The following is a 20,986-nucleotide window of genomic DNA, read 5'->3' on the forward strand; positions in this document are numbered from 1 at the left end:
ATGTCAAATGAAACCATTAAAGTCGTCATTGCCGGACCAAGAGGCAGAATGGGCCAGGAGGCCGTAAAACTTGCCGTCCGCACGCCTCATTTTGAGCTTGTCGGCGCCATTGACCATACATACGATCAGCAAACATTGCGGGAAGTGATGTCAGCTGATTCAGACGCTCTTATTTATACGGATATCCGCGCATGTTTCCAAGAAACAAAACCGGATGTGCTGATCGATTTGACAACGCCTGAAATCGGCAAAAAACATACGAAAGCCGCTCTTGAACACGGCGTCCGCCCCGTTGTGGGAACGACCGGATTTTCTGAAGCGGATTTAGAGGAGCTTCAAGCCTTGACTGAAGAAAAAGGAATCGGCGCCATCATCGCTCCGAACTTTGCATTGGGCGCGGTGCTGATGATGAAGTTCTCACAAATGGCCGCCAACTATTTTGAAGATGTAGAAATCATTGAGCTTCATCATGATCAAAAGCTGGATGCCCCGAGCGGAACGGCGCTGAAAACAGCGGAAATGATCTCAAGCGTCCGTACAGAAAAGCAGCAGGGCCATCCTGATGAAAAAGAAATTCTGCCAGGCGCCCGCGGTGCTGAATTAAACGGCATCCGCCTTCACAGCGTGCGTCTGCCGGGCCTTATCGCCCACCAGGAAGTCATGTTCGGCATGGACGGCCAGACGCTGAAACTGCGCCATGACTCCTATAACCGGGCTTCCTTTATGTCAGGAGTGAAGCTGTCAGTGGAGCAAGTGATGAAAATCGACCAGCTTGTATACGGACTCGAAAATATTATCGACTGAATCGGCAAGGGGGAGAACATCAAATGAAAATCGCTTTGATTGCTCACGATAAGAAAAAGCAGGATATGGTTCAGTTTACGACCGCATATAAAGATATACTGAGCCATCATGAGTTATACGCGACAGGTACGACAGGCCTGAAAATCCAGGAAGCGACCGGATTGTCCGTTGAACGTTTTCAATCCGGCCCGCTCGGCGGAGATCAGCAAATCGGCGCATTGATTGCGGCAAATGCCCTGGATCTCGTCATTTTTCTGCGCGATCCGTTAACTGCGCAGCCTCATGAACCGGATGTCTCGGCGCTGATCCGGCTGTGTGACGTATACGCGATCCCGCTCGCCACAAATATGGGGACAGCGGAAATCCTCGTCCGGACGCTGGACGGCGGGGCATTTGATTTCCGCAATCTTGTGCGCGGAGGAGAGCCGAATGTCTGAACACGTTGATATTCTGGCGTTCGGCGCCCATAGTGATGATGTCGAGATCGGTATGGGCGGCACGATCGCAAAATTTACGGCTCAAGGAAAAACCGCGGTGATATGCGATTTGACCGAGGCCGAACTATCATCCAACGGAACGGTAGGGATAAGAAAAGAAGAAGCGGCAGAGGCGGCACGAATTCTCGGCGTAAAAGAGAGAATCCAGCTTACGTTTCCCGACCGCGGGCTTTTGAAAAGTGAGGACGGCATCCGCCGGATTGTCAGTGTCATCAGAGCCTGCCGGCCGAAAACCGTTTTCATCCCTTATCCGAAAGACCGCCATCCTGACCACGGCAATGCGGCGGCTTTGGTCGAAGAAGCGGTGTTCTCGGCGGGAATTCATAAATACAGAGATCACCAGGAACTGCCGGCTCATAAGGCTCAGCGCGTATACTATTATATGATCAATGGGTTTCACCGTCCGGACTTTGTAATCGACATAACGGAAACCATCGATCTGAAAAAAGAAAGCCTGCACGCCTATCAAAGCCAGTTTATTCCTACGGCGCAGTCAGTGAACACACCGCTGACCAACGGTTATATTGAAATGGTGGAAGCGCGGGAAAGACTGTATGGCAAAGAAGCCGGGACGGGGTATGCCGAGGGTTTCTTTTCAAAACAGCTTCCCGTTTTGAATGATGATGTTTTTGGGGGCGGACAATGAGACCATTAAAAATAGGGATTACATGCTACCCGAGTGTCGGAGGCTCGGGTATTATTGCGACGGAACTCGGCAAGCTGCTTGCAGAAAAAGGGCACCAGGTTCATTTCATCACATCAAGCATCCCGTTCAGATTAAATACATATCATCCGAATATTCATTTTCATGAGGTGGAAGTCAACCAATACGCGGTATTTAAATATCCGCCTTATGACCTTACGCTGGCGAGCAAAATCGCCGAGGTTGCCGCGAGGGAAAATCTTGATATCATTCACGCGCATTATGCGCTGCCGCATGCGGTATGCGCTTATCTTGCCAAACAGATGCTCAAGCGCGACATCGGCATCGTGACGACGCTTCACGGTACGGACATCACCGTTTTAGGATATGATCCGTCATTAAAAGATTTAATCCGTTTTGCCATCGAAGCGTCCGACAGAGTGACGGCGGTATCAACCGCGCTTGCCGGAGAAACATATGACTTAATCAAGCCGGATAAAAAAATTGAAACCATCTACAACTTTATTGATGAACGTGTTTATCTTAAGAAAAATACAGAGAGTATAAAAGAGAAACATGGCATTTTGCCGGATGAAAAAGTCGTCATCCATGTCTCGAACTTCAGAAAGGTAAAACGTGTTAAAGATGTCATCCGCGTTTTCCGTAATATCGCAGCCAAAACAAAGGCGAAGCTCCTGCTTGTCGGCGACGGGCCGGAAAAGTGCGTCGCTTGGCAGCTTGTCGAAAAATACGGTTTGCAGGATCAAGTGCTGCTCCTCGGAAACCAGGACAGGGTGGAAGAGCTGTATTCCATCAGTGACCTTAAGCTCCTTCTTTCTGAAAAAGAAAGTTTCGGACTCGTACTTCTGGAGGCGATGGCCTGCGGCGTGCCGTGCATCGGAACAAATATCGGCGGAATACCGGAAGTGATTAAAGATCAAGTAAGCGGTTTTCTGGTGGAAGTCGGCGATATTCAGGCGGCATCTGAAAAAGCGCTTGCCGTTTTAGAAGATAAACAGCTCAGCAAACGATTGACTGATCATGCGCTGAAAATGGTGGAGACCGCCTTTTCTTCGCAAAGAATCGTCAGTCAGTATGAACGGATTTATGACGAATTGGCAGGACCGGAGTGATCTTATGGAACAGGAATTTGTCAAAGCCCTCCCCATCCTTCATCATCTGATGAAGGCGGGCCATCAGGCGTACTTTGTCGGGGGAGCCGTCAGAGACAGCTATATGAAACGAAAAATAGGTGATGTGGACATCGCAACCAGCGCTTCGCCGAATGAGGTGGAGCGTCTCTTTAAGCGGACTGTCGATGTAGGAAAAGAGCACGGCACCGTCATCGTCCTGTGGGAAGATGAAACCTATGAAGTCACCACTTTTCGTGCCGAATCAGAATATAAGGACTACCGGCGCCCTGAAGCTGTGCGGTTCATTACTTCTTTATCAGAAGACTTAAAGCGGAGAGACTTAACGATTAATGCGATGGCGATGTCTGCCGAAGGAGAGCTGCTTGATTATTTCGGAGGCGCACATGATATCGGACAAAAGCTGATCCGTACGGTGGGTAATCCTGAAGACCGTTTTCGGGAAGACGCTCTGCGGATGATGAGAGCGGTCCGCTTTATGAGTCAGCTCGGCTTTCTGTTAGAAAAAGAAACAAGAGAGGCCGTCATAAAAGACAGGGAGCTTTTGGCACATGTATCAGTAGAACGAAAGACCGTCGAGTTTGAAAAGCTGCTGCAGGGCGCTTCCTCACAAGAAGCGATTCAAACGATGGTGCAGATAGGTTTGATACAAGAGCTGCCAGGCCTTTCCGGTTATGAGCAGCAAATGCTTGAAGCAAGCGGCTTTCCTTTTTCTTCTTTAGATGCACGCGAAGAACGCTGGGCAGCGCTGTTATTGTTTCTCGGTCTTTGTCCGAAAAGCGCCGAGGCGTTTTTAAAACAATGGAAACTGCCGGGAAAAGTCATAAAAAAAGCGGTGCAGATCATAAGCGTTTATCCGGCGCAGCTGGAAGCGGAAGCGATGTACCGGGCGGGAGAGGCGCTGTTTTCAGCCGTTAAAATCGGGATGCTGAAAAAGCATAAGACGATTGATGAACAAAAGCTGAAAAAGGTTCAGAGCCTGTATGAGCAGCTGCCGATCAAAAGCCTTCGAGACCTCGACATTTCAGGCGCTGATCTGATGGAGCTCAGAAACCGCCGCGCGGGTAAATGGGTGGCCGAAGAACTTCGCCGGATCGAAGAAGCGGTATTGGCAGGGAAGCTCCCTAACCGAAAACATGATATAAAGGAGTGGCTCGCATCATGGGATCAACATTAAGAACCCGATTAATTGATTTATTTTCTGAGGCGGGTGACGGCTTTATCTCCGGGCAGAAAATTAGTGACGCGCTCGGCTGCTCGAGAACCGCCGTTTGGAAACATATAGAGGAGCTCCGCAAAGAGGGCTATGAAGTTGAGGCGGTCAGACGAAAAGGGTACAGGCTCATTAAAAAACCGGGGAAACTCAGTGAATCCGAAATCCGTTTCGGGCTGAAAACAGAGGTTTTGGGCAAACAGCTTCATTACCGGGACGTCCTGCCGTCCACCCAAAAAACCGCTCATGAACTTGCCAATGACGGCGCGCCGGAAGGGACGCTTGTAGTCGCCGATAAACAAACGGCAGGCAGAGGAAGAATGGCCAGAGTATGGCATTCACAGGAGGGAAACGGGATTTGGATGAGCCTCATTCTGAGACCCGACGTTCCTTTGCAAAAAACGCCGCAGCTCACCCTGTTATCCGCCGTTGCGGTCGTACAGGCCATCGAGGCTTTTACAGGTGTACAGCCCGCCATTAAATGGCCGAATGATTTAATGATTCACGGCAAAAAAGCCGTCGGGATTTTAACTGAGCTGCAGGCAGAAGAAGACCGTGTCCGTTCGGTTATTCTCGGGATCGGGATCAACGTGAACCAGCAGGAAACCGATTTTCCCGGCGAGCTTCAGGACATTGCGACAAGCCTCAGCATGGAAGCCGGCGAAAAAATTGACAGAGCGGGTCTGATACAAGAGATTCTGCTGACTTTTGAAAAACGCTATCAGGATTACTTGAACCACGGCTTTACACCGATCAAGCTGCTATGGGAAAGCTATGCGGTCGGACTGGGGAACGAGCTCAGAGCGAGAACGCTGCAAGGGACGTTTTACGGGAAATCGCTCGGCATTGATGATGAGGGAGTTCTTCTCTTGGAAACGAGAGACGGTATAAAGAAGATCTATTCTGCCGATATTGAGCTCAATTAATCTTAGTTGGTACAAGCCTCGTGAATTTGGTATACTTCCTATGGGCAGTATCATAATGAACTGCACCTGATCAGCAGAACAGAGATTACGAAAAGTCTGCCTTGATCCAAAAAAGGACTGGGACAGAGGGATGACATTCGCCGAAGGTTAAACAAGTGGGGATCCTTCTTATTTTACAGAAGGCTTTTTTGCTTGCGAAGAATTGGCGGCTCATCTCCTCACCGTTTAGAGGAGGAGAAACAGAATGAAAACAAAACTGGATTTCGTGAAAATGAAGGAAAACGGAGAGCCGATCGTGATGCTGACCGCTTACGATTATCCGCAGGCAAAGCTTGCGGAACAGGCGGGAGTCGACATGATTTTAGTCGGGGATTCGCTCGGAATGGTCGTGCTCGGACTCGATTCAACAGTCGGTGTAACGGTCAGTGACATGATTCACCATACAAAAGCGGTAAAACGCGGTGCGAAAAATACGTTTATCGTAACTGACATGCCGTTTATGTCTTACCACCTTTCAAAAGAGGATACATTGAAAAACGCCGCGGCCATTATTCAGGAAAGCGGCGCGGACGCGTTAAAGCTGGAAGGCGGAGACGGCGTTTTCGAATCCATCCGCGCGCTGACTCTCGGCGGAATTCCCGTCGTTAGCCATTTAGGCCTCACACCGCAGTCTGTCGGCGTATTAGGCGGATATAAAGTGCAGGGAAAAGATGAGCAAAGCGCGAAAAAGCTCATTGAAGACAGCATCAAATGCGAGCAGGCGGGAGCGATGATGCTCGTGCTTGAATGTGTGCCTGCTGAACTGACTGCTAAAATAAAAGAAGAAGTATCCATTCCCGTCATCGGAATCGGAGCCGGTTCAAAAGCGGACGGCCAAGTCCTTGTCTATCATGACGTCGTCGGCCACGGCGTGGACAGAACACCGAAGTTCGTGAAGCAATACGCCAAAATCGACGGCACGATTGAGTCGGCCCTCAGCGATTATGTCCGTGATGTGAAAGAACGGGTTTTCCCGGAAGAAAAGCATTCCTTTCAGATAAACCAAACTGTGCTGCAAGGCTTGTACGGAGGAAAGTAAGCGATGAAACAACTGACAGAAACTCAACAGCTGAAAGAATTGATTGCACAATACCGCTCAGAAGGCCGGACGATCGGATTCGTCCCGACAATGGGTTTTCTTCATGAAGGACATCTGACGCTGGTTGAAAAAGCAAGCAAAGAAAACGATATTGTGGTGATGAGCATCTTTGTCAATCCGACTCAATTCGGACCGGGCGAGGATTACGAAGCATATCCGCGAGATTTAAAGCGCGATGCCCGGCTTGCAGAACAGGCGGGGGCAGATGTTTTGTTTACGCCGTCTCCAAGTGATATGTACAAAGGCGAGCAAAATGTTGCCGTGCAAGTGAAAAGGAGAACTGACGTGTTGTGCGGCGCCTCCCGCGTCGGCCATTTTGACGGAGTGGCCACTGTGCTGACGAAGTTTTTCAATCTCGTTAAACCGACCCGCGCCTACTTCGGCCTGAAAGATGCCCAGCAGGCAGCGGTTGTGGACGGATTGATTGAGGATTTCTTTATGGATATCGAATTGGTTGCAGTGGACACGGTCAGAGAAGAAGACGGACTTGCCAAAAGCTCTCGCAACGTCTATCTGACTGAGCAGGAACGCAAAGAAGCGCCGATGATCTATAAAGCATTGCAGCAAGGTGCCGAACTGATCAGAGACGGTGAAAGAAATCCGGAAACCGTTATAAAAACCGTCACCGATATCATCGAAAACACAAGCGGCGTCATTGATTATGCCGAACTGTACGCTTATCCGGAGCTGACTCCGCTTAAAACATTAAACGGCAAGGTCATTCTGGCCTGTGCCGTCCAATTTTCTAAAGCCAGACTGATTGATAATATCATTATTGATATTGATGAATGGGAGAGATCATAATATGTACCGCACTATGATGGCCGGAAAACTGCACCGCGCTACCGTGACGGAAGCCAATTTAAACTATGTCGGCAGCATTACGATTGATGAAGATCTTTTAGATGCCGTCGGAATGCTCGCTAATGAAAAAGTTCAGATTGTGAATAATAATAACGGAGCGAGACTTGAAACGTATATTATTCCCGGTAAGCGGGGGAGCGGCGTCATCTGTTTAAACGGAGCAGCTGCCCGTCTCGTCCAAGAAGGAGATAAAGTCATTATTATTTCTTATCAAATGATGTCTGATCAGGAAGCAAAAAGCCATCAGCCGAAGGTGGCCGTTCTGGATGATCAGAATAAAATCGAGCAGATGCTGGGTCAGGAGCCGGCACACACGATTTTGTAAAAGAGCCCCCTTCATGGGGGTTTTCTTTTAAGATTTAGGGGCAAAAGCTGTTTTTCCGCTCCATTTCTCAACAAAACGTGTTACACTTTTCTCGTATGCAAGAATTGAGGTGTCCATTTTAATGAACAAACAACGGTTCGTTGTCATAGATGTCGAAACAACAGGAAATTCGCCGAAAAAGGGCGATAAAATCATTCAAATCGCAGCGGTTGTCATTGAAAATGGACAAATAACTGAGCGGTTTTCAAAATATATCAATCCGAATCAGGCCATCCCGCCGTTTATTGAACAGCTGACCGGAATTTCGTCCGGAATGGTTGAAAATGAACTGCCGTTTGAAGAAGTCGCGGAGGAGATTTTTCATCTGCTTGACGGCGCGTATTTTGTTGCCCACAATATTCATTTCGACCTCGGATTTGTCCGGTATGAACTGAGCGAAGCGGGCTATGAGCTGCCGGATTGTGAAGTGCTTGATACGGTTGAGCTTTCGCGTATTGTTTTCCCGGGGTTTGAAGGATATAAGCTCGGTGAGTTGTGTGCGGAGCTGAATATTGTTCATGACCGCCCTCACCGCGCAGACAGCGATGCGGAGGTTACGGGACTGGTCTTTTTAGACATTTTACATAAACTGAAACATTTGCCTTTACCGACATTAAAGCAGCTTAGAAGGCTTTCACAGCATTTTATCAGCGATTTGACGCTGCTTTTGGATTCTTTTATACATGAAAGCAGGCCGGCGGAAGAAAAGCGCTGCATTCCATACGCCTCTTTTTCAATTAAAGAGCCCGATCACATTCCGGTTTCCCGTCCGGTGAATGCGGCCATTGATCTTGAAAAGTGGAACGAAGAAAAAGAACAGATCTTATCCGGCATCATCCCCCGCTATGAAAAGCGGAAAGGGCAGCTTTCGATGATGGATGAAGTGCTTGGCGCCTTCCGCAATCGGGAGCATGCGCTGATTGAAGCGGCGCCCGGCATCGGAAAAACGATCGGTTATCTCGTTCCGGCTGTTTTATTTGCCAAAGCGGAGCAAACTCCCGTGATTATCAGCACGTACTCTACTCTTTTGCAGCAGCAGATCATGTCTAAAGATCTTCCGCTTTTGGAGCGTATGTTTCCTTGGCCGGTCAAAGCCGCTATTTTAAAAGGGAAATCACATTATCTGTGCCTGCCTAAGTTTGAACATATTCTGCATGAGGAAGATGACAACTATGATGCGGTTTTGACGAAAGCGCAGCTTCTCGTCTGGCTGACGGAGACTGAAACGGGCGACGCCGCTGAGCTGAATCTTCCATCAGGCGGCAGATTGCTGTGGGAGCGCATGGCTTACGATGAGAATTCTTTTTTTAAAAAAGGGAAGGACTCGGCTGCCGGGTTTTATGAACGGGCTAAAGAAAAGGCGCAGGCCGCAGATCTGATTATCACAAACCATGCTTTGCTGTTTTCAGATCAAAGCAGTGAAACGAAAAAACTGCCTGCAAGCGGAACGGTCATCATTGATGAAGCGCATCATTTCGAACGCGCTGCCAGCGAGCACCTGGGGAAGAGAGCTTCATACATCGGACTGCACACAAAGCTCAGCCGAATCGGAACCTTAAAGGAACACGGACTGTTAAAGCGGGTGAGAAAACTGTTTTATACGTATGAACTGCCGGCGGAAAGTTTTTTTGACGCCGATGAGTGGATGAAGCATATTCAATCGGAAAGCGACGCATTTTTCAGTTCAGTGCATTCTTTTGTCAAACGAAGAAAACCTAAAGACGATCTGAACCGTCTCGTTTATAGTCTCAATCATAAAAGCCAGGATAAAGGGTTTCACATGATAACGGACGGAGCGGAGCGGCTTTGTGCGATGCTGGATCAGCTGCTTGACATGTTTTCAGTACAGGAGAAACTGTTACATCAAAAGCTTGATCAGATGAAAAGCGGAGCGGCTTTTTTAGCGGCCGAATATGTAAAGTGTATCAGGGGGCTGAAAGAATATCGCGATACGTTCAGCAGGCTGCTGTTTGAAAATGATGAGAAAGAAGCCGTTTGGGTTGAAATTGACGCGAAGGGCGCAAAAAATGCCGTCAGCATCTATGCGCAGCCTTTGGAGCCCGGTGAAATGCTGGCAGACCAGTTTTTCGCCCGCAAAAAAAGCGTTGTGCTCACATCAGCGACCTTAATGGTGGAGCATTCTTTTCAATTTATGATTGAAAGGCTCGGACTTGCGGATTTTTATCCGCGCACCAAAAGCATCCCGTCTCCTTTTTCTTACGATGATCAGATGAACGTCATCATTCCGAAAGAGATGAAATCCGTTAAATATGACGGAGAGCGGGAAGTCATTGAGCATATTGCCAAGTATGCAGAAATCATGTCAAAGGGAAAACAGCCGAAGATCCTTGTCCTGTTTACGTCTCATGATATGCTGAAAAAAGTGTATCAGGAACTGAAACTCAGTATGGAGATATCAGGCATTCAGCTTCTCGCCCAAGGTATTTCGGGCGGGAGTCCCGGTAAATTAATGAAAACCTTTAAAACGGCAAGCAGGGCGATTTTGCTCGGGACGAATCATTTCTGGGAAGGTGTTGATTTTCCGGGGGATGAATTGTCAACCGTCATGATCGCAAGACTTCCTTTCAGGGCGCCTGACAATCCGCTTCATGCCGCAAAATGCGAATTTGCCAAGAAGCAGGGGAAAAATCCGTTTCAGACGATTTCCCTGCCTGAGGCCGTGTTAACGTTCAGACAGGGGATCGGGCGCCTGCTCCGTACGGCGGGAGACAAGGGAACAATCGTTCTTTTAGATCAGCGTGTAAAGACGGCGGGATACGGACGGCTGTTTCTTGAAGCGCTCCCGACTTCATCCCTTTTGGAGCTGACGGATGCCGAACTCGGGGCTTATGTCAGCCAAACGGAATAAAAGCCGCATAAACGCGGCTTTCGTGGTGTGGGATGAGGAATTGTTTTTATAGTAAAAGCGGGTTCATGCCGCCTTGTGATTTTATTATGCCGCGGGCGCATCCCGTTATGACTAACAAAATTTGTTCGACCGATGGAGGGTATAAAAATGGAAAGCAAAATTGAAATTCTGTCAACGATTAATGTGGAGCATTCAGATGATTTATATAAAATCGTCGATACATTAAACCGGACTTTGAAACGGGACAATCTGATGTTCGGCCTTGCGCTCGACGAAGAAAATCAAAATGAAGCGGTCTTCACCATTTATCGCACATAGGTGAAAAAGATGAGAAAAAAAGCATTAATATTTACAGCCGTATTTGGTATTATTTTTTTAGCAGTTCTTTTATTTTCGGCCAGCATTTTTAAATCTGCAATGGCCCAAAAAGAAGAAGGCCACGAAACAGCTGCCGCAGCCGCTAAAGAAAAAACGGATCTGACAGATGCTGAGAAAGTGGAGACCTTTGTCGGCAAACAGAAATATTATGTTGTTACCGGGACGGATAAACATGGAAAAGATATGTATGTATGGGTTCCGGCCGACAAAAAAGCAAAAATTCTCTCAAAAAAAGCCAGTGACGGCATTTCAAGCGGCAAGGCTGCCAAGATCGTTCGGGACGAAGGGCTTGTTTCCAAGCTGAATGGTGTTCACCCGGCGAGAGAAAACAATGTTCCGTTATGGGAAGTGACCTATATCAACAAAAGCGGGCAGTATAGCTTTAGTTATGTGGACTTTACAAGCGGCAAGATTCTCAAAAACATCACACCGTGAGACGTATTAGGGGGAGTTCAAGTTGAAATTGGCAAAAAGAGTATCCGCATTAACACCGTCTGCAACACTTGCAATTACTGCAAAAGCGAAAGAGCTGAAAGCAGAAGGCCATGATGTCATCGGCCTCGGAGCAGGAGAACCGGATTTTAATACGCCTCAGCACATTATAGATGCCGCGGTGCGTTCCATGAATGAAGGCCATACGAAATATACGCCTTCAGGCGGTCTGCCGGCGCTGAAAGACAGTATCGCAAAAAAATTCAAAAACGACCAGGGGATTGAATATAAGCCGTCAGAAATCATTGTCTGCACCGGAGCGAAACACGCTCTGTATACATTATTTCAGGTTATTCTCGATGAAGGGGACGAAGTGATTATACCGACTCCTTACTGGGTCAGCTACCCTGAGCAGGTGAAACTGGCAGGGGGGCGTCCCGTCTATGCAGAAGGGCTGGAATCCAATCAGTTTAAAATTTCACCGGAGCAGCTGAAGCAGGCTATCACCGAGAAAACAAAAGCGCTCATTATCAATTCACCGAGCAACCCGACAGGTGTTATGTATACGAAAGAAGAGCTTGCGGAACTCGGAAAAGTGTGTCTGGAGCATGGCATTCTGATCGTTTCCGACGAGATTTATGAGAAGCTTACATACGGAGGAAAAAAACACGTCTCAATCGCACAGCTTTCAGATGAATTGAAAGAGCAGACGATCATCATTAACGGCGTGTCGAAATCTCACAGCATGACGGGCTGGAGGATCGGCTATGCGGCGGGTTCGGAGACGATTATTAAAGCGATGACGAGCCTTGCGAGCCACAGCACATCAAATCCGACGTCTATCGCTCAATACGGCGCTATTGCGGCCTATAACGGTCCGGCTGAGCCGCTGGAAGAGATGAGACAGGCATTTGAGCACAGACTGAACACCATTTACGCTCAGCTCAGTGAAATTCCCGGATTCACCTGTGTCAAGCCTGAAGGGGCGTTTTACTTGTTTCCTAACGCCAAAGCGGCCGCAGAAAACTGCGGATTCAAAGATGTCGATGAATACGTCAAGGCGCTTCTGGAAGAAGAAAAAGTCGCCATCGTGCCGGGTTCGGGTTTCGGTTCACCGGATAACGTCCGCTTATCTTACGCAACGTCACTTGATCTTTTAGAAGAAGCGGTCGAAAGAATCCGCCGCTTCATGGAAAAACACAGCTGATTCTGAAAAAGCGGCTTTTAAAGCCGCTTTTCACTTGCATTGACCCCGTTAGAGTAGAACGGGTATAATAAAGTGATGAAAAAAGAGATTCAGGCAGATTCCTGAATGTCTTTCTTGTTCTGGAGGGAAAGAGTTTGAAAACAACAATCAACCAAGTGTATAAACACACAGGCGAGGAAGTAACGATTGGAGCTTGGGTCGCTAATAAACGCTCAAGCGGTAAAATCGCATTTTTACAGCTGAGAGACGGTACAGGCTTCATTCAGGGAGTTGTCGTTAAAGCTGAAGTAGAAGAAGACATCTTCCAAATCGCGAAATCAGTGACACAGGAAACGTCACTTTATGTAAAAGGAATTGTGAAAGAGGACGAGCGTTCACCGCTCGGCTATGAGCTTGCTGTTACATCCATTGAAGTCATTCACGAAGCGACTGATTATCCGATTACGCCTAAAGAGCACGGTACGGAATTCTTAATGGATCACAGACATTTATGGCTCCGTTCGAAACGCCAGCACGCAATTATGAAAATCCGCAACGAAATCATTCGTGCGACTTATGAATTTTTCAACAAAGAAGGCTTCGTGAAAGTTGATCCGCCGATTTTGACGGGAAGCGCTCCCGAAGGCACGACTGAGCTGTTCGCGACGAAATATTTTGATGAAGACGCCTTCTTGTCTCAAAGCGGCCAGCTGTATATGGAAGCAGCTGCAATGGCGCTCGGAAAAGTATTCTCTTTCGGACCGACGTTCAGAGCGGAAAAATCGAAAACGAAACGCCATCTCATCGAATTCTGGATGATTGAGCCTGAAATGGCATTTGTTGAATTTGAAGAAAACCTTGAAGTTCAGGAGAATTATGTTGCATACATCGTACAAAGTGTGCTGGAACATTGTAAGATCGAGCTGAACACATTAGGTAGAGACACATCGAAGCTTGAACAAATCAAAGCGCCATTCCCGCGCATTACGTACGATAAAGCGATCGAATTCCTGAAAGAAAAAGGCTTTGACGATATTGAGTGGGGAGATGACTTCGGTGCGCCGCATGAAACAGCGATCGCAGAAAGCTATGACAAACCGGTGTTTATCACTCATTATCCGACGTCATTAAAACCGTTTTATATGCAGCCTGCCAAAGATCGTGACGATGTCGTGTTATGTGCCGACTTAATCGCTCCGGAAGGCTACGGGGAAATCATCGGCGGTTCAGAACGCGTTCATGATATGGATTTATTGGAAGAAAGATTAAAAGAACACGGTCTGGATTCAGATGCTTACAAATGGTATGCTGAACTCAGACAATACGGTTCTGTTCCGCACTCCGGCTTCGGCCTCGGACTTGAGCGGACAGTGGCTTGGATCAGCGGAGCGCCTCACGTGCGTGAAACGATTCCGTTCCCGAGACTTCTGAACCGTCTGTATCCGTAATAGTTATGAAAAACGAAGTCTCCTGCAAGGGAGACTTTTTCTAAGTAAAGGGGAAAGCTCCCGGAGATAACCTTTTACAGTAAGAGGTGTAAGGATGAAAAAACAGCAATTTATAGATATGCAGGAACTCGGCATTTCAAGCATTCCCAACCTGCTGCTGACACATTACCGGCAGCTCGGGCTGAATGAAACCGAATTGATCCTGCTTTTGAAGATTAAAATGCATTTGGAAAAAGGCTCTTATTTTCCGACGCCGTTTGAACTTCAGTCAGGCATGTCCATCTCTGCTGAAGAATGTACAAGCTGCCTGAGAATGTTTATTCAAAAAGGTTTTCTGTTTATTGAAGAATGTGAAGACCATAACGGCATAAAGTTTGAAAAATATTCTCTGCAGCCGTTATGGGCGAAGCTGTATGATTACATGCAGCATTCTCAAAATGAAACGCAGGAAAGAACGTCAGAAAGAGAACAAAAAAGCCTGTATACCATCTTTGAAGAAGAGTTCGGAAGACCGCTGTCGCCGCTTGAATGCGAGACGCTGGCCATATGGCAGGACCAGGATCAGCATGATGCGATTCTGATTAAGCACGCCTTAAAAGAAGCCGTTTTATCGGGGAAACTCAGTTTTCGCTATATTGACCGGATTTTATTTGAATGGAAAAAGAACGGCTTCAAAACGGTTGAGCAGGCGAAGGCGCACAGTCAAAAATTCCGGCGTGTTCAAACGAAACAAAATGATCCGCAAAAAGAGTATACGAGGCAGGTGCCTTTTTATAATTGGCTGGAACAATAACATGAGAAGGGGAGAAACGTGTTAAATTTAAAGCAGATTGAATATTGTCTTGAAAAAATCGGCGATATGTTTCCGCACGCAGAATGTGAACTTGTCCATTCAAATCCTTTCGAACTGGTTGTGGCAGTCGCACTATCCGCGCAATGTACGGATGCTCTCGTCAACAGAGTGACAAAAACGCTATTTCAAAAATATAAACGGCCCGAAGATTATCTTTCCGTATCGCTGGAAGAACTCCAGCAGGATATTAAATCAATCGGTCTGTACCGTAATAAAGCCAAAAATATTCAAAAGCTGAGCAAAATGATCATCGAAGAGTACGGCGGAGAAGTGCCGAAAGACCGGGATGAGCTTGTGAATCTGCCGGGTGTCGGACGGAAAACGGCAAATGTGGTCGTGTCTGTTGCTTTCGGCGTACCTGCGATCGCAGTAGACACTCATGTGGAGCGAGTCTCTAAACGGCTTGGTATCTGCCGCTGGAAGGACTCTGTTTTGGAGGTAGAGAAAACATTAATGAAAAAAGTGCCGAAAGAGGATTGGTCTGTTACGCATCACAGATTAATATTTTTCGGCAGGTATCATTGTAAAGCGCAATCTCCCCGCTGTGCGGAATGTCCTTTGCTTCCGCTATGCAGAGAAGGGCAGAAGCGTGACAAAAAAGGGCTGGTGAAACGGTGACGGCGATTGACATTCTGGCAGGCTATGAAACATACCTGCGCAGCCTTACGGACTTGGAAAGCCTTGAGATCAAAACGGCGCTGCGCCGCCATCCGCTGTATATGGATTTCAGCGGTCAGCCAACCGTGCAGCCATGGAGGGAAAGGGGCGAATATGTCCCGTTTCTGTTTCAAGTTTGGAATGAAACGAAAGAAACGCTGCTTCCCGTTTTTCAAACAAGAAAATCGAGATGTGATCAAAATGACATGCTGAAGGGAATTGCCTGTCTGATTGCCGCTTTTCACTGGACGGCAGGGGAGCGGGTCACATCACTCGATTGGTCTGTGCTTGAAACAAAGCATTTTCCCGCCGAACCGATCAATTGGGCGGAGCGAATGGCGTTTATTTTAACAAAACCGACTCAATTTCACTCCTTTATTCAGCTGGATGAATTGATGACGGAGATGAAGAAACAATATCATAAATATGAAGTCATGAACAAAAGTTAAAAACCTCCTTTTCTTATAAGGAGGTTTTTTTGTATGAAAAAAATCCTTCACCTGTTTGAGGTGAAGGATTTCGTCCGCCGCTAATGAGCGGAATTTGACTGGATGGTTGACGAATTGGACTGCCCGTTGATATTTGAAGATGAGTCTTGGTTTTTGTCCGTTTGACCGCTGTCAGGTTTATTTGAGCCGTCTGAACCGGAATCGGAATCATTATCAGGGCCGTTATCTTGCTGTCCGTTGTTATCGGTCCCGTTACCGGGCTGATTCTGATTGTTGTTATCTGTTTGATCCTTATCGGATTGATCCTGATTTTTATCCGGGTCATCAGTTGGTGTTTGATCCGATCCGTCAGACGTATCTGTTTGATTGTCATCTGTGTTTGAATCATCGGTTTGCGTCTTGTCCTTATCTTTATCTTCATCAGATTTCTGTTCATCGTCAGTCGCTTTATCTTTATCTGCATCGTCTTCTTCATCTTTCGGGACTTTGAAAGATGCTGATGCCGTATCGCTTTTTCCGTCATCGTTTTCCGCTGTCACCTGGAAGCTGTATGTGGAGCCTGGTGTGACATCTGAGACGACGGCTTCTTTTGCCGAACTGTTTTGAATGTCACTGTAGCTTCCGCCGTCAACGGATTGTTTGACATTGAATGTTGCATCACCGTCATAATCCCAGCTTAAGGTTAATGATTTTTTATCTTTGTCGTATTTCACTTGCAATCCTGTCGGTTTATCGGCTTTTTCTTTCGTGTACGTTTTAGAAACGGCAGTTGGCTGCGTTCCTTTCACGAAGTACTCCGTCACTTTTTTATCATCCGGCGTATTCGGTCCGGCTAAAGCGGCAGGATTCGAGCCTTTCTCAACTGTTTCTTTTACGACGCTGTCAGGCTGCTTGAAGCTTCCTTTACCGTCATCAACGTAAGAGATCAGCTTTTGGAAAATCCGTTTTGCGACTTGCTGGTCTGCAGAAGACAGTGATTTCTTGCCTGCTTTGTTGCCAGACTCAACTCCGGTCCAAACCGCCGCTGTATATTGAGGGGTGTATCCGACAAACCAGGAGTCTGGGACTCCGCCTGGAGCAATGTTATATTTTTGAATGTCCTCTTTAGTAAAGTTGGTCGTACCCGTTTTACCGGCGACTTCCACGTTCGGCACCTGAGCCAGTTTACCTGTTCCTGATTCGACAGCTGATTTGAGCATATCGGTAATCATAAACGCTGTGTAGTCGCTCATAGCACTTTTCGGTTTCGGTGTTAAATCAAGCTTAGTGCCGTCATTAAATTCAATCGATGTGACCGCGTGCGGTTCGTTGTACGTTCCGTTATTTCCGAACGCACTGTAGGCGCCTGCCATGGTCATAGTAGATACACCGCGGTTACCCTCACCAAATCCCCCGATAGAGTAGGGTTCATATACTTGATCTTTGTTTAATCCCAATCCTAAGTCGTTTGCGAAGTCGACGGCATTATCTTTTCCTGCTGCTTGGTATGCTTTTAAAGCAGGAATATTACGTGAGTCTGCGAGGGCCTCTCGCATAGATATCTGACCTCTGTATTTATTGTCCCAATCATGAATCGGTGTGCCGTCAGAGTACGTATAAGCTGAGTCGTCAATCTGCTCGTAAGTCGACCATTTTTTATTTTCAATGACCGGCCCGTAATCAAGAATCGGTTTTATCGTTGAACCGGGCTGGGTTTTACCTTGTGTTGCATAATTGAATCCCCCGGCAGTTCTGTTCCGTCCCGGTCCGATGGCACGGATTTCTCCGTTTGTCGTATCAAGGAGCGTGACGCCTCCCTGCATGCCTTCCGAAAAGCCAACCGTGTCTCCGTTCATCAATTGATCAAGATAATCTTGTGCCTTCGTATCAAGAGTCGTGTAAATTTTCAGTCCGTCAGTTGAAATATTGACGTCTTTCTTTTCTTTTGTCTCAATTTCTTTCATAACTTCTTCGACAAAAGCGCTGTATTTATTTGTGTCCTTTTTATCGTATTCCTTTTGGCTGACGACGCCTTCATCTTTCATGGACACTTTCTTTGCTTTTTGGTAGTCAGAATTTGAAATGAATCCTTGTTTTTCCATTAAGCTGAGAACAATGTTTCGGCGTTTTTCGGAAGCCTTCGGATTTTTAACCGGGTTATATCCGGTCGGGCTTTGCGGCATTCCGGCAAGCGTCGCCGCCTGTTCAACCGTAAGCTTGCTCAAATCTTTTACGCCGAAGAATTCTTCAGCCGCTTTACCGACGCCATAGGCACGCGGTGAGAAATAAATTCTGTTTAAATACATTTCTAAGATTTCATCTTTAGAATAATGGCGCTCCAGCTGCAGTGAAAGCCACACTTCCTGTGCTTTCCGTTTAATCGTTTTCTGATGGGTCAAAAGTGAGTTTTTCACAACCTGCTGGGTGATTGTGCTTCCTCCCTCTGAACCGAATCCATCCGTAAAGTTGGCGACCAAGGCGCCTCCGATCCGGATCGGGTCTATACCGTGGTGCTTATAAAAACGGGCGTCTTCAGTTGCGATAAATGCTTCTTTCACAACATCGGGTATATCCTTAATCGGGACGTAGGTTCGTTTTTCACCGCCCACTTCCGCGATTTCTTTGCCGTTTTTATCGTAAATCGTTGAAGAGTAAGGCGTTTTCAGCTTGGCTTCGTCCAAAGACGGCGCGCCGGAAACCAAAACGGCAAATGCCGCCGCTCCGCCGACTATGCCCAGGACAAACAGAATAACCAAGGACAGTACAATCTTTTTGAATAAACCGCCTTTACGCTGTTTCTTGCCTTTTTTCGGTGAAGAGGGCTTAGTGCTTTTCGTCTGCCTTGCCTTACGGCGTTCTTCACGGCTCGTAAATTGATCTGACATAACATCTCAACCTTTCGTTTATCAACCTTTCGCTCAGTCTACTGTTCCTGCGAAAAATAAAGCTGTTCAATAATACTAATATAATCAATTCTCGGTGAGTATCCAAGGGAAATCGGAAAGGAAGCATCTTCTAATTCGTCTTTGCGAATTGATTTTCTGCCATTGTTCTCCTTTCTCTCCCAAAAGACAAACAGCTTGTCGGCTTCGAGGAAATAAACCTTTCCGAAAGCGGATATAATAACAAAACAAATGCCGTCTTGTCTGACCACCTGCTTCATATGCTCAATCTGATGATCATGAAAATTCTGCAGGGGAAATGCCGTTTTGTTTTTTGTTTCTTTTGCCTCAAAATCAATGTAGCGCCCTTTATAAATGCCGTTGTAGTCAGTTGTGGAAGACTGTTTAAAATAAGCTTCCTTAATGACTGCGGCGCTTCTTTTCGGATAGTGGACGTTTACAATCTGGACGGGTGTCGGCTTTTTGTGAATGACAGCAATTTGGTTAGCCAGATAATACTTATTCGTTTCATTCAGGTCGTCTTCGAGGGTCATGCCGCGATTACTGTATGAATGGGACCGTTTCTGGCTGTTTTGGGATGAAACCGTTTTGTTCGGCTGAAAAGTTTTTCCATTCGGGTACCGAATCACTTTTTCCATCCTCCTTATCAAACTAATAGTGACGGAAGTGAATGAACGTGCATAAACGACAGACCGTAACCGCCATTCTTCGCCTGATCGAAAAAGAGACGAAAATAAAAAATGCCGATAATATTTCCCGGACGAATGCCTATAAAGCATATTATGACCGCCATCCTGAGATCAAGTGGCCGCTTTTGGCATCGTTTGTGTCCCGCAATGCGGGCTGGTCGATGACTGATTTAAGAGGCGTCCTTTATCAGGAGGGCCTTGACAGCAGTCAGAAAAACTGGTTTTTCCTTTCGTATGAAAGGGCGAATTGGCTGATTTTTTCTGATGCCTATCCTCAGCTTCTGGTCTACCAGTGGTCAAAACAAATCGGCGAACCTCTTTTCCGTCATCTTCCTTATTTCCGCGTCTCGGCTTTTATGCAGGAAGAATGGTTCCGCTTTTGGCGTGACGGAGATACGGAACGGCTCATGTATGCTCTTATTATAAATGAACAAAACACTATCCAAGCACCTATTATACAAAATCCTTCGTTTAAAAAGAATGTTTTTGGCACGATTCCTTTTTATTTAAGTGATTGTTTTCACTTTAATACGGTGATATTCCCTTCATTTGACGGACATTTATACGGAATTTCCGTCAAACGGTTTTCAAAAACCGAAGAAAGAATTACGCTCGGAAAACAGCTGGCCCGCCTTCTGTTCAGCCCTGATCTTCACGCTTCTTTTTACCGTTTTCTTGATACCGTTCCTCATACCGGTTCACGCTTTGATATGGAGAAAATGATCGGCATCAAAAAAAGAACATCACCGATGCTGAGGACAACCTATCCCATTGTTGCCCACCCATTAGACGGCGAAAGGGCGGATTGGTTTCAAAAAAGGTTAAGAAAAGGGGCTTTCTTACAGGAGAAAATGCCGAAACAGCTTGAACTGACGGACTGGTACTTCCAGAAAAGACGGGAGCTCCATGCGCTCTTCGCGGTTAAAGAGTGGCTGAAGAAATGAAAAAGCCCGAAACCGTTCGCTGGGGTTTCGGGCTGCTGATGTGTTACGTGGAAGGGCGGTTTGGGCCGCCTAATTTTTTATCAAGCGTATCAGTCGTTTTTGCTTCGGTTTTTTGCTGTTTACCTGCATTTTTCGGTCTCGTTTTCATACGGCACCTCCTCAACTGTATCGTTTGCATTAACGTGCCGGTTCATACAAAGTTTGCGGCACTTTTTTGTCGAAAGGCACGCCTTTTAGGATAATCTCTGTTTGTTTGCCGAACTGCTTCTAGTTTTGTCATGTGCAGAGGAGAGCGGTATGAAAACGAGAATTATATTCTAAAGAGACGCAAGTGATAAAAGGGAGGAACATGAATGTCTGTTTACACGAGCAAGGCTGATATTCTCCGTCTGCTTTCTGATATTGAAATCCGGATTTCTGCTGCTGAAAAGACGCTTACCCAAGCAGTCAGATCCTGTCAGGCGGAAGCTGAAGAAATCAGACAGGAGAAACTTTCCCGCCTTGAGGAAGAGGCGCGGGAGCTTCATGTTTGTATTGATGACCTGTTTTTGGCTGACCGGCGTAAAAAGGATTTGCCGAGAGCCTGCCGGATCAGCTGA

The 20,986-nt window shown here is 46.8% G+C and carries 22 protein-coding genes; 19 read left to right on the forward strand and 3 right to left on the reverse strand.

Annotated features, from left to right (window positions below; genetic code table 11):
- The 17 genes from dapB to D5S11_RS12475 all read left to right on the forward strand — a co-directional run bounded on the left by dapB (position 1) and on the right by D5S11_RS12475 (position 15,872).
- Positions 1 to 804 (forward strand): 4-hydroxy-tetrahydrodipicolinate reductase, encoded by an 804-nt coding sequence (gene dapB / locus D5S11_RS12395; protein ID WP_003153497.1) that lies wholly within the window; start codon positions 1 to 3, stop codon positions 802 to 804.
- Between the two features lie 23 nt (positions 805 to 827).
- Positions 828 to 1,241 (forward strand): methylglyoxal synthase, encoded by a 414-nt coding sequence (gene mgsA / locus D5S11_RS12400; RefSeq protein WP_003153499.1) that lies wholly within the window; start codon positions 828 to 830, stop codon positions 1,239 to 1,241.
- Positions 1,234 to 1,947 (forward strand): bacillithiol biosynthesis deacetylase BshB1, encoded by a 714-nt coding sequence (gene bshB1 / locus D5S11_RS12405; RefSeq protein WP_108724848.1) that lies wholly within the window; start codon positions 1,234 to 1,236, stop codon positions 1,945 to 1,947. Before mgsA ends, bshB1 begins: the two co-directional genes overlap by 8 nt.
- Positions 1,944 to 3,077, forward strand: coding sequence for an N-acetyl-alpha-D-glucosaminyl L-malate synthase BshA (bshA, locus tag D5S11_RS12410; protein WP_015240093.1), 1,134 nt, complete (start codon positions 1,944 to 1,946; stop codon positions 3,075 to 3,077). The genes bshB1 and bshA overlap by 4 nt, the downstream gene beginning before the upstream one ends.
- A gap of 4 nt (positions 3,078 to 3,081) precedes the next feature.
- Complete coding sequence (locus D5S11_RS12415) at positions 3,082 to 4,272, forward strand: CCA tRNA nucleotidyltransferase (protein WP_108724849.1); 1,191 nt, start codon at positions 3,082 to 3,084, stop codon at positions 4,270 to 4,272.
- A complete protein-coding gene (locus D5S11_RS12420; protein WP_012117846.1) occupies positions 4,257 to 5,234 on the forward strand; it encodes a bifunctional biotin--[acetyl-CoA-carboxylase] synthetase/biotin operon repressor in 978 nt (325 codons plus the stop codon). The genes D5S11_RS12415 and D5S11_RS12420 overlap by 16 nt, the downstream gene beginning before the upstream one ends.
- A 244-nt stretch (positions 5,235 to 5,478) precedes the next feature.
- Positions 5,479 to 6,312, forward strand: coding sequence for a 3-methyl-2-oxobutanoate hydroxymethyltransferase (gene panB, locus D5S11_RS12425; protein WP_032870056.1), 834 nt, complete (start codon positions 5,479 to 5,481; stop codon positions 6,310 to 6,312).
- A 3-nt stretch (positions 6,313 to 6,315) separates the two neighbouring features.
- The gene (gene panC / locus D5S11_RS12430; RefSeq protein WP_012117844.1) at positions 6,316 to 7,176 is read left to right on the forward strand and encodes a pantoate--beta-alanine ligase; all 861 of its coding nucleotides are present in this window, start codon (positions 6,316 to 6,318) and stop codon (positions 7,174 to 7,176) included.
- Between the two features lies 1 nt (position 7,177).
- A complete protein-coding gene (gene panD / locus D5S11_RS12435) occupies positions 7,178 to 7,561 on the forward strand; it encodes an aspartate 1-decarboxylase (RefSeq protein ID WP_003153510.1) in 384 nt (127 codons plus the stop codon).
- Positions 7,562 to 7,682: 121 nt separating this feature from the next.
- Positions 7,683 to 10,469, forward strand: a complete 2,787-nt coding sequence (gene dinG, locus D5S11_RS12440) for an ATP-dependent DNA helicase DinG (RefSeq protein WP_108724850.1) — start codon at positions 7,683 to 7,685, stop codon at positions 10,467 to 10,469.
- A gap of 147 nt (positions 10,470 to 10,616) precedes the next feature.
- Positions 10,617 to 10,787 (forward strand): YpmA family protein, encoded by a 171-nt coding sequence (locus D5S11_RS12445; protein WP_003153512.1) that lies wholly within the window; start codon positions 10,617 to 10,619, stop codon positions 10,785 to 10,787.
- Positions 10,788 to 10,796: 9 nt separating this feature from the next.
- The gene (gene tseB / locus D5S11_RS12450; protein ID WP_007409483.1) at positions 10,797 to 11,282 is read left to right on the forward strand and encodes a cell wall elongation/penicillin-binding protein regulator TseB; all 486 of its coding nucleotides are present in this window, start codon (positions 10,797 to 10,799) and stop codon (positions 11,280 to 11,282) included.
- A 22-nt stretch (positions 11,283 to 11,304) separates the two neighbouring features.
- Positions 11,305 to 12,486, forward strand: coding sequence for a pyridoxal phosphate-dependent aminotransferase (locus tag D5S11_RS12455; protein ID WP_108724851.1), 1,182 nt, complete (start codon positions 11,305 to 11,307; stop codon positions 12,484 to 12,486).
- A gap of 134 nt (positions 12,487 to 12,620) precedes the next feature.
- Complete coding sequence (gene asnS, locus D5S11_RS12460) at positions 12,621 to 13,913, forward strand: asparagine--tRNA ligase (protein WP_003153515.1); 1,293 nt, start codon at positions 12,621 to 12,623, stop codon at positions 13,911 to 13,913.
- Positions 13,914 to 14,007: 94 nt separating this feature from the next.
- A complete protein-coding gene (dnaD, locus tag D5S11_RS12465; protein ID WP_003153516.1) occupies positions 14,008 to 14,706 on the forward strand; it encodes a DNA replication protein DnaD in 699 nt (232 codons plus the stop codon).
- An 18-nt stretch (positions 14,707 to 14,724) separates the two neighbouring features.
- Entirely contained in the window at positions 14,725 to 15,384 is a 660-nt protein-coding gene (gene nth / locus D5S11_RS12470) for an endonuclease III (protein ID WP_047935888.1), read from the forward strand.
- Positions 15,381 to 15,872, forward strand: a complete 492-nt coding sequence (locus D5S11_RS12475; protein WP_020955982.1) for a YpoC family protein — start codon at positions 15,381 to 15,383, stop codon at positions 15,870 to 15,872. Before nth ends, D5S11_RS12475 begins: the two co-directional genes overlap by 4 nt.
- A gap of 80 nt (positions 15,873 to 15,952) precedes the next feature.
- Here D5S11_RS12475 and D5S11_RS12480 read toward each other — a convergent pair whose 3' ends face one another.
- Both D5S11_RS12480 and recU read right to left on the reverse strand, forming a co-directional pair.
- Positions 15,953 to 18,736, reverse strand: a complete 2,784-nt coding sequence (locus D5S11_RS12480; protein WP_108724852.1) for a PBP1A family penicillin-binding protein — start codon at positions 18,734 to 18,736, stop codon at positions 15,953 to 15,955.
- 38 nt (positions 18,737 to 18,774) lie between these two features.
- Positions 18,775 to 19,383 (reverse strand): Holliday junction resolvase RecU, encoded by a 609-nt coding sequence (recU, locus tag D5S11_RS12485; protein WP_012117837.1) that lies wholly within the window; start codon positions 19,381 to 19,383, stop codon positions 18,775 to 18,777.
- A gap of 41 nt (positions 19,384 to 19,424) precedes the next feature.
- On the opposite strand from recU, the gene D5S11_RS12490 reads away from it, so the two are divergent.
- Positions 19,425 to 20,387 carry a DUF2515 domain-containing protein gene (locus D5S11_RS12490; RefSeq protein ID WP_108724853.1) on the forward strand — a complete coding sequence of 321 codons (963 nt, stop codon included), beginning with the start codon at positions 19,425 to 19,427 and terminating at the stop codon, positions 20,385 to 20,387.
- 43 nt (positions 20,388 to 20,430) lie between these two features.
- Here the strand turns inward: D5S11_RS12490 and sspM are convergent, their stop codons facing one another.
- Positions 20,431 to 20,535, reverse strand: coding sequence for an acid-soluble spore protein SspM (gene sspM, locus D5S11_RS12495; RefSeq protein ID WP_003153525.1), 105 nt, complete (start codon positions 20,533 to 20,535; stop codon positions 20,431 to 20,433).
- A gap of 205 nt (positions 20,536 to 20,740) precedes the next feature.
- On the opposite strand from sspM, the gene D5S11_RS12500 reads away from it, so the two are divergent.
- Positions 20,741 to 20,986: a DUF5446 family protein gene (locus tag D5S11_RS12500; protein ID WP_014418233.1), complete on the forward strand. Its 246-nt coding sequence runs from the start codon at positions 20,741 to 20,743 to the stop codon at positions 20,984 to 20,986.

Origin of the sequence: Bacillus sp. L75, assembly GCF_003676355.1 — a bacterium.
In the GTDB taxonomy this organism is placed as follows: Bacteria; Bacillota; Bacilli; order Bacillales; family Bacillaceae; genus Bacillus; species Bacillus velezensis.

Excerpts from the sequence above, each read along its gene's own strand:
- dapB (WP_003153497.1), top strand. The coding sequence starts at position 1 with ATGTCAAATGAAACCATTAAAGTCGTCATTGCCGGACCAAGAGGCAGA.
- mgsA (WP_003153499.1), top strand. The coding sequence starts at position 828 with ATGAAAATCGCTTTGATTGCTCACGATAAGAAAAAGCAGGATATGGTT.
- bshB1 (WP_108724848.1), top strand. The coding sequence starts at position 1,234 with ATGTCTGAACACGTTGATATTCTGGCGTTCGGCGCCCATAGTGATGAT.
- bshA (WP_015240093.1), top strand. The coding sequence starts at position 1,944 with ATGAGACCATTAAAAATAGGGATTACATGCTACCCGAGTGTCGGAGGC.
- D5S11_RS12415 (WP_108724849.1), top strand. The coding sequence starts at position 3,082 with ATGGAACAGGAATTTGTCAAAGCCCTCCCCATCCTTCATCATCTGATG.
- D5S11_RS12420 (WP_012117846.1), top strand. The coding sequence starts at position 4,257 with ATGGGATCAACATTAAGAACCCGATTAATTGATTTATTTTCTGAGGCG.
- panB (WP_032870056.1), top strand. The coding sequence starts at position 5,479 with ATGAAAACAAAACTGGATTTCGTGAAAATGAAGGAAAACGGAGAGCCG.
- panC (WP_012117844.1), top strand. The coding sequence starts at position 6,316 with ATGAAACAACTGACAGAAACTCAACAGCTGAAAGAATTGATTGCACAA.
- panD (WP_003153510.1), top strand. The coding sequence starts at position 7,178 with ATGTACCGCACTATGATGGCCGGAAAACTGCACCGCGCTACCGTGACG.
- dinG (WP_108724850.1), top strand. The coding sequence starts at position 7,683 with ATGAACAAACAACGGTTCGTTGTCATAGATGTCGAAACAACAGGAAAT.
- D5S11_RS12445 (WP_003153512.1), top strand. The coding sequence starts at position 10,617 with ATGGAAAGCAAAATTGAAATTCTGTCAACGATTAATGTGGAGCATTCA.
- tseB (WP_007409483.1), top strand. The coding sequence starts at position 10,797 with ATGAGAAAAAAAGCATTAATATTTACAGCCGTATTTGGTATTATTTTT.
- dnaD (WP_003153516.1), top strand. The coding sequence starts at position 14,008 with ATGAAAAAACAGCAATTTATAGATATGCAGGAACTCGGCATTTCAAGC.
- D5S11_RS12480 (WP_108724852.1), bottom strand. The coding sequence starts at position 18,736 with ATGTCAGATCAATTTACGAGCCGTGAAGAACGCCGTAAGGCAAGGCAG.
- D5S11_RS12490 (WP_108724853.1), top strand. The coding sequence starts at position 19,425 with ATGAACGTGCATAAACGACAGACCGTAACCGCCATTCTTCGCCTGATC.
- sspM (WP_003153525.1), bottom strand. The coding sequence starts at position 20,535 with ATGAAAACGAGACCGAAAAATGCAGGTAAACAGCAAAAAACCGAAGCA.
- D5S11_RS12500 (WP_014418233.1), top strand. The coding sequence starts at position 20,741 with ATGTCTGTTTACACGAGCAAGGCTGATATTCTCCGTCTGCTTTCTGAT.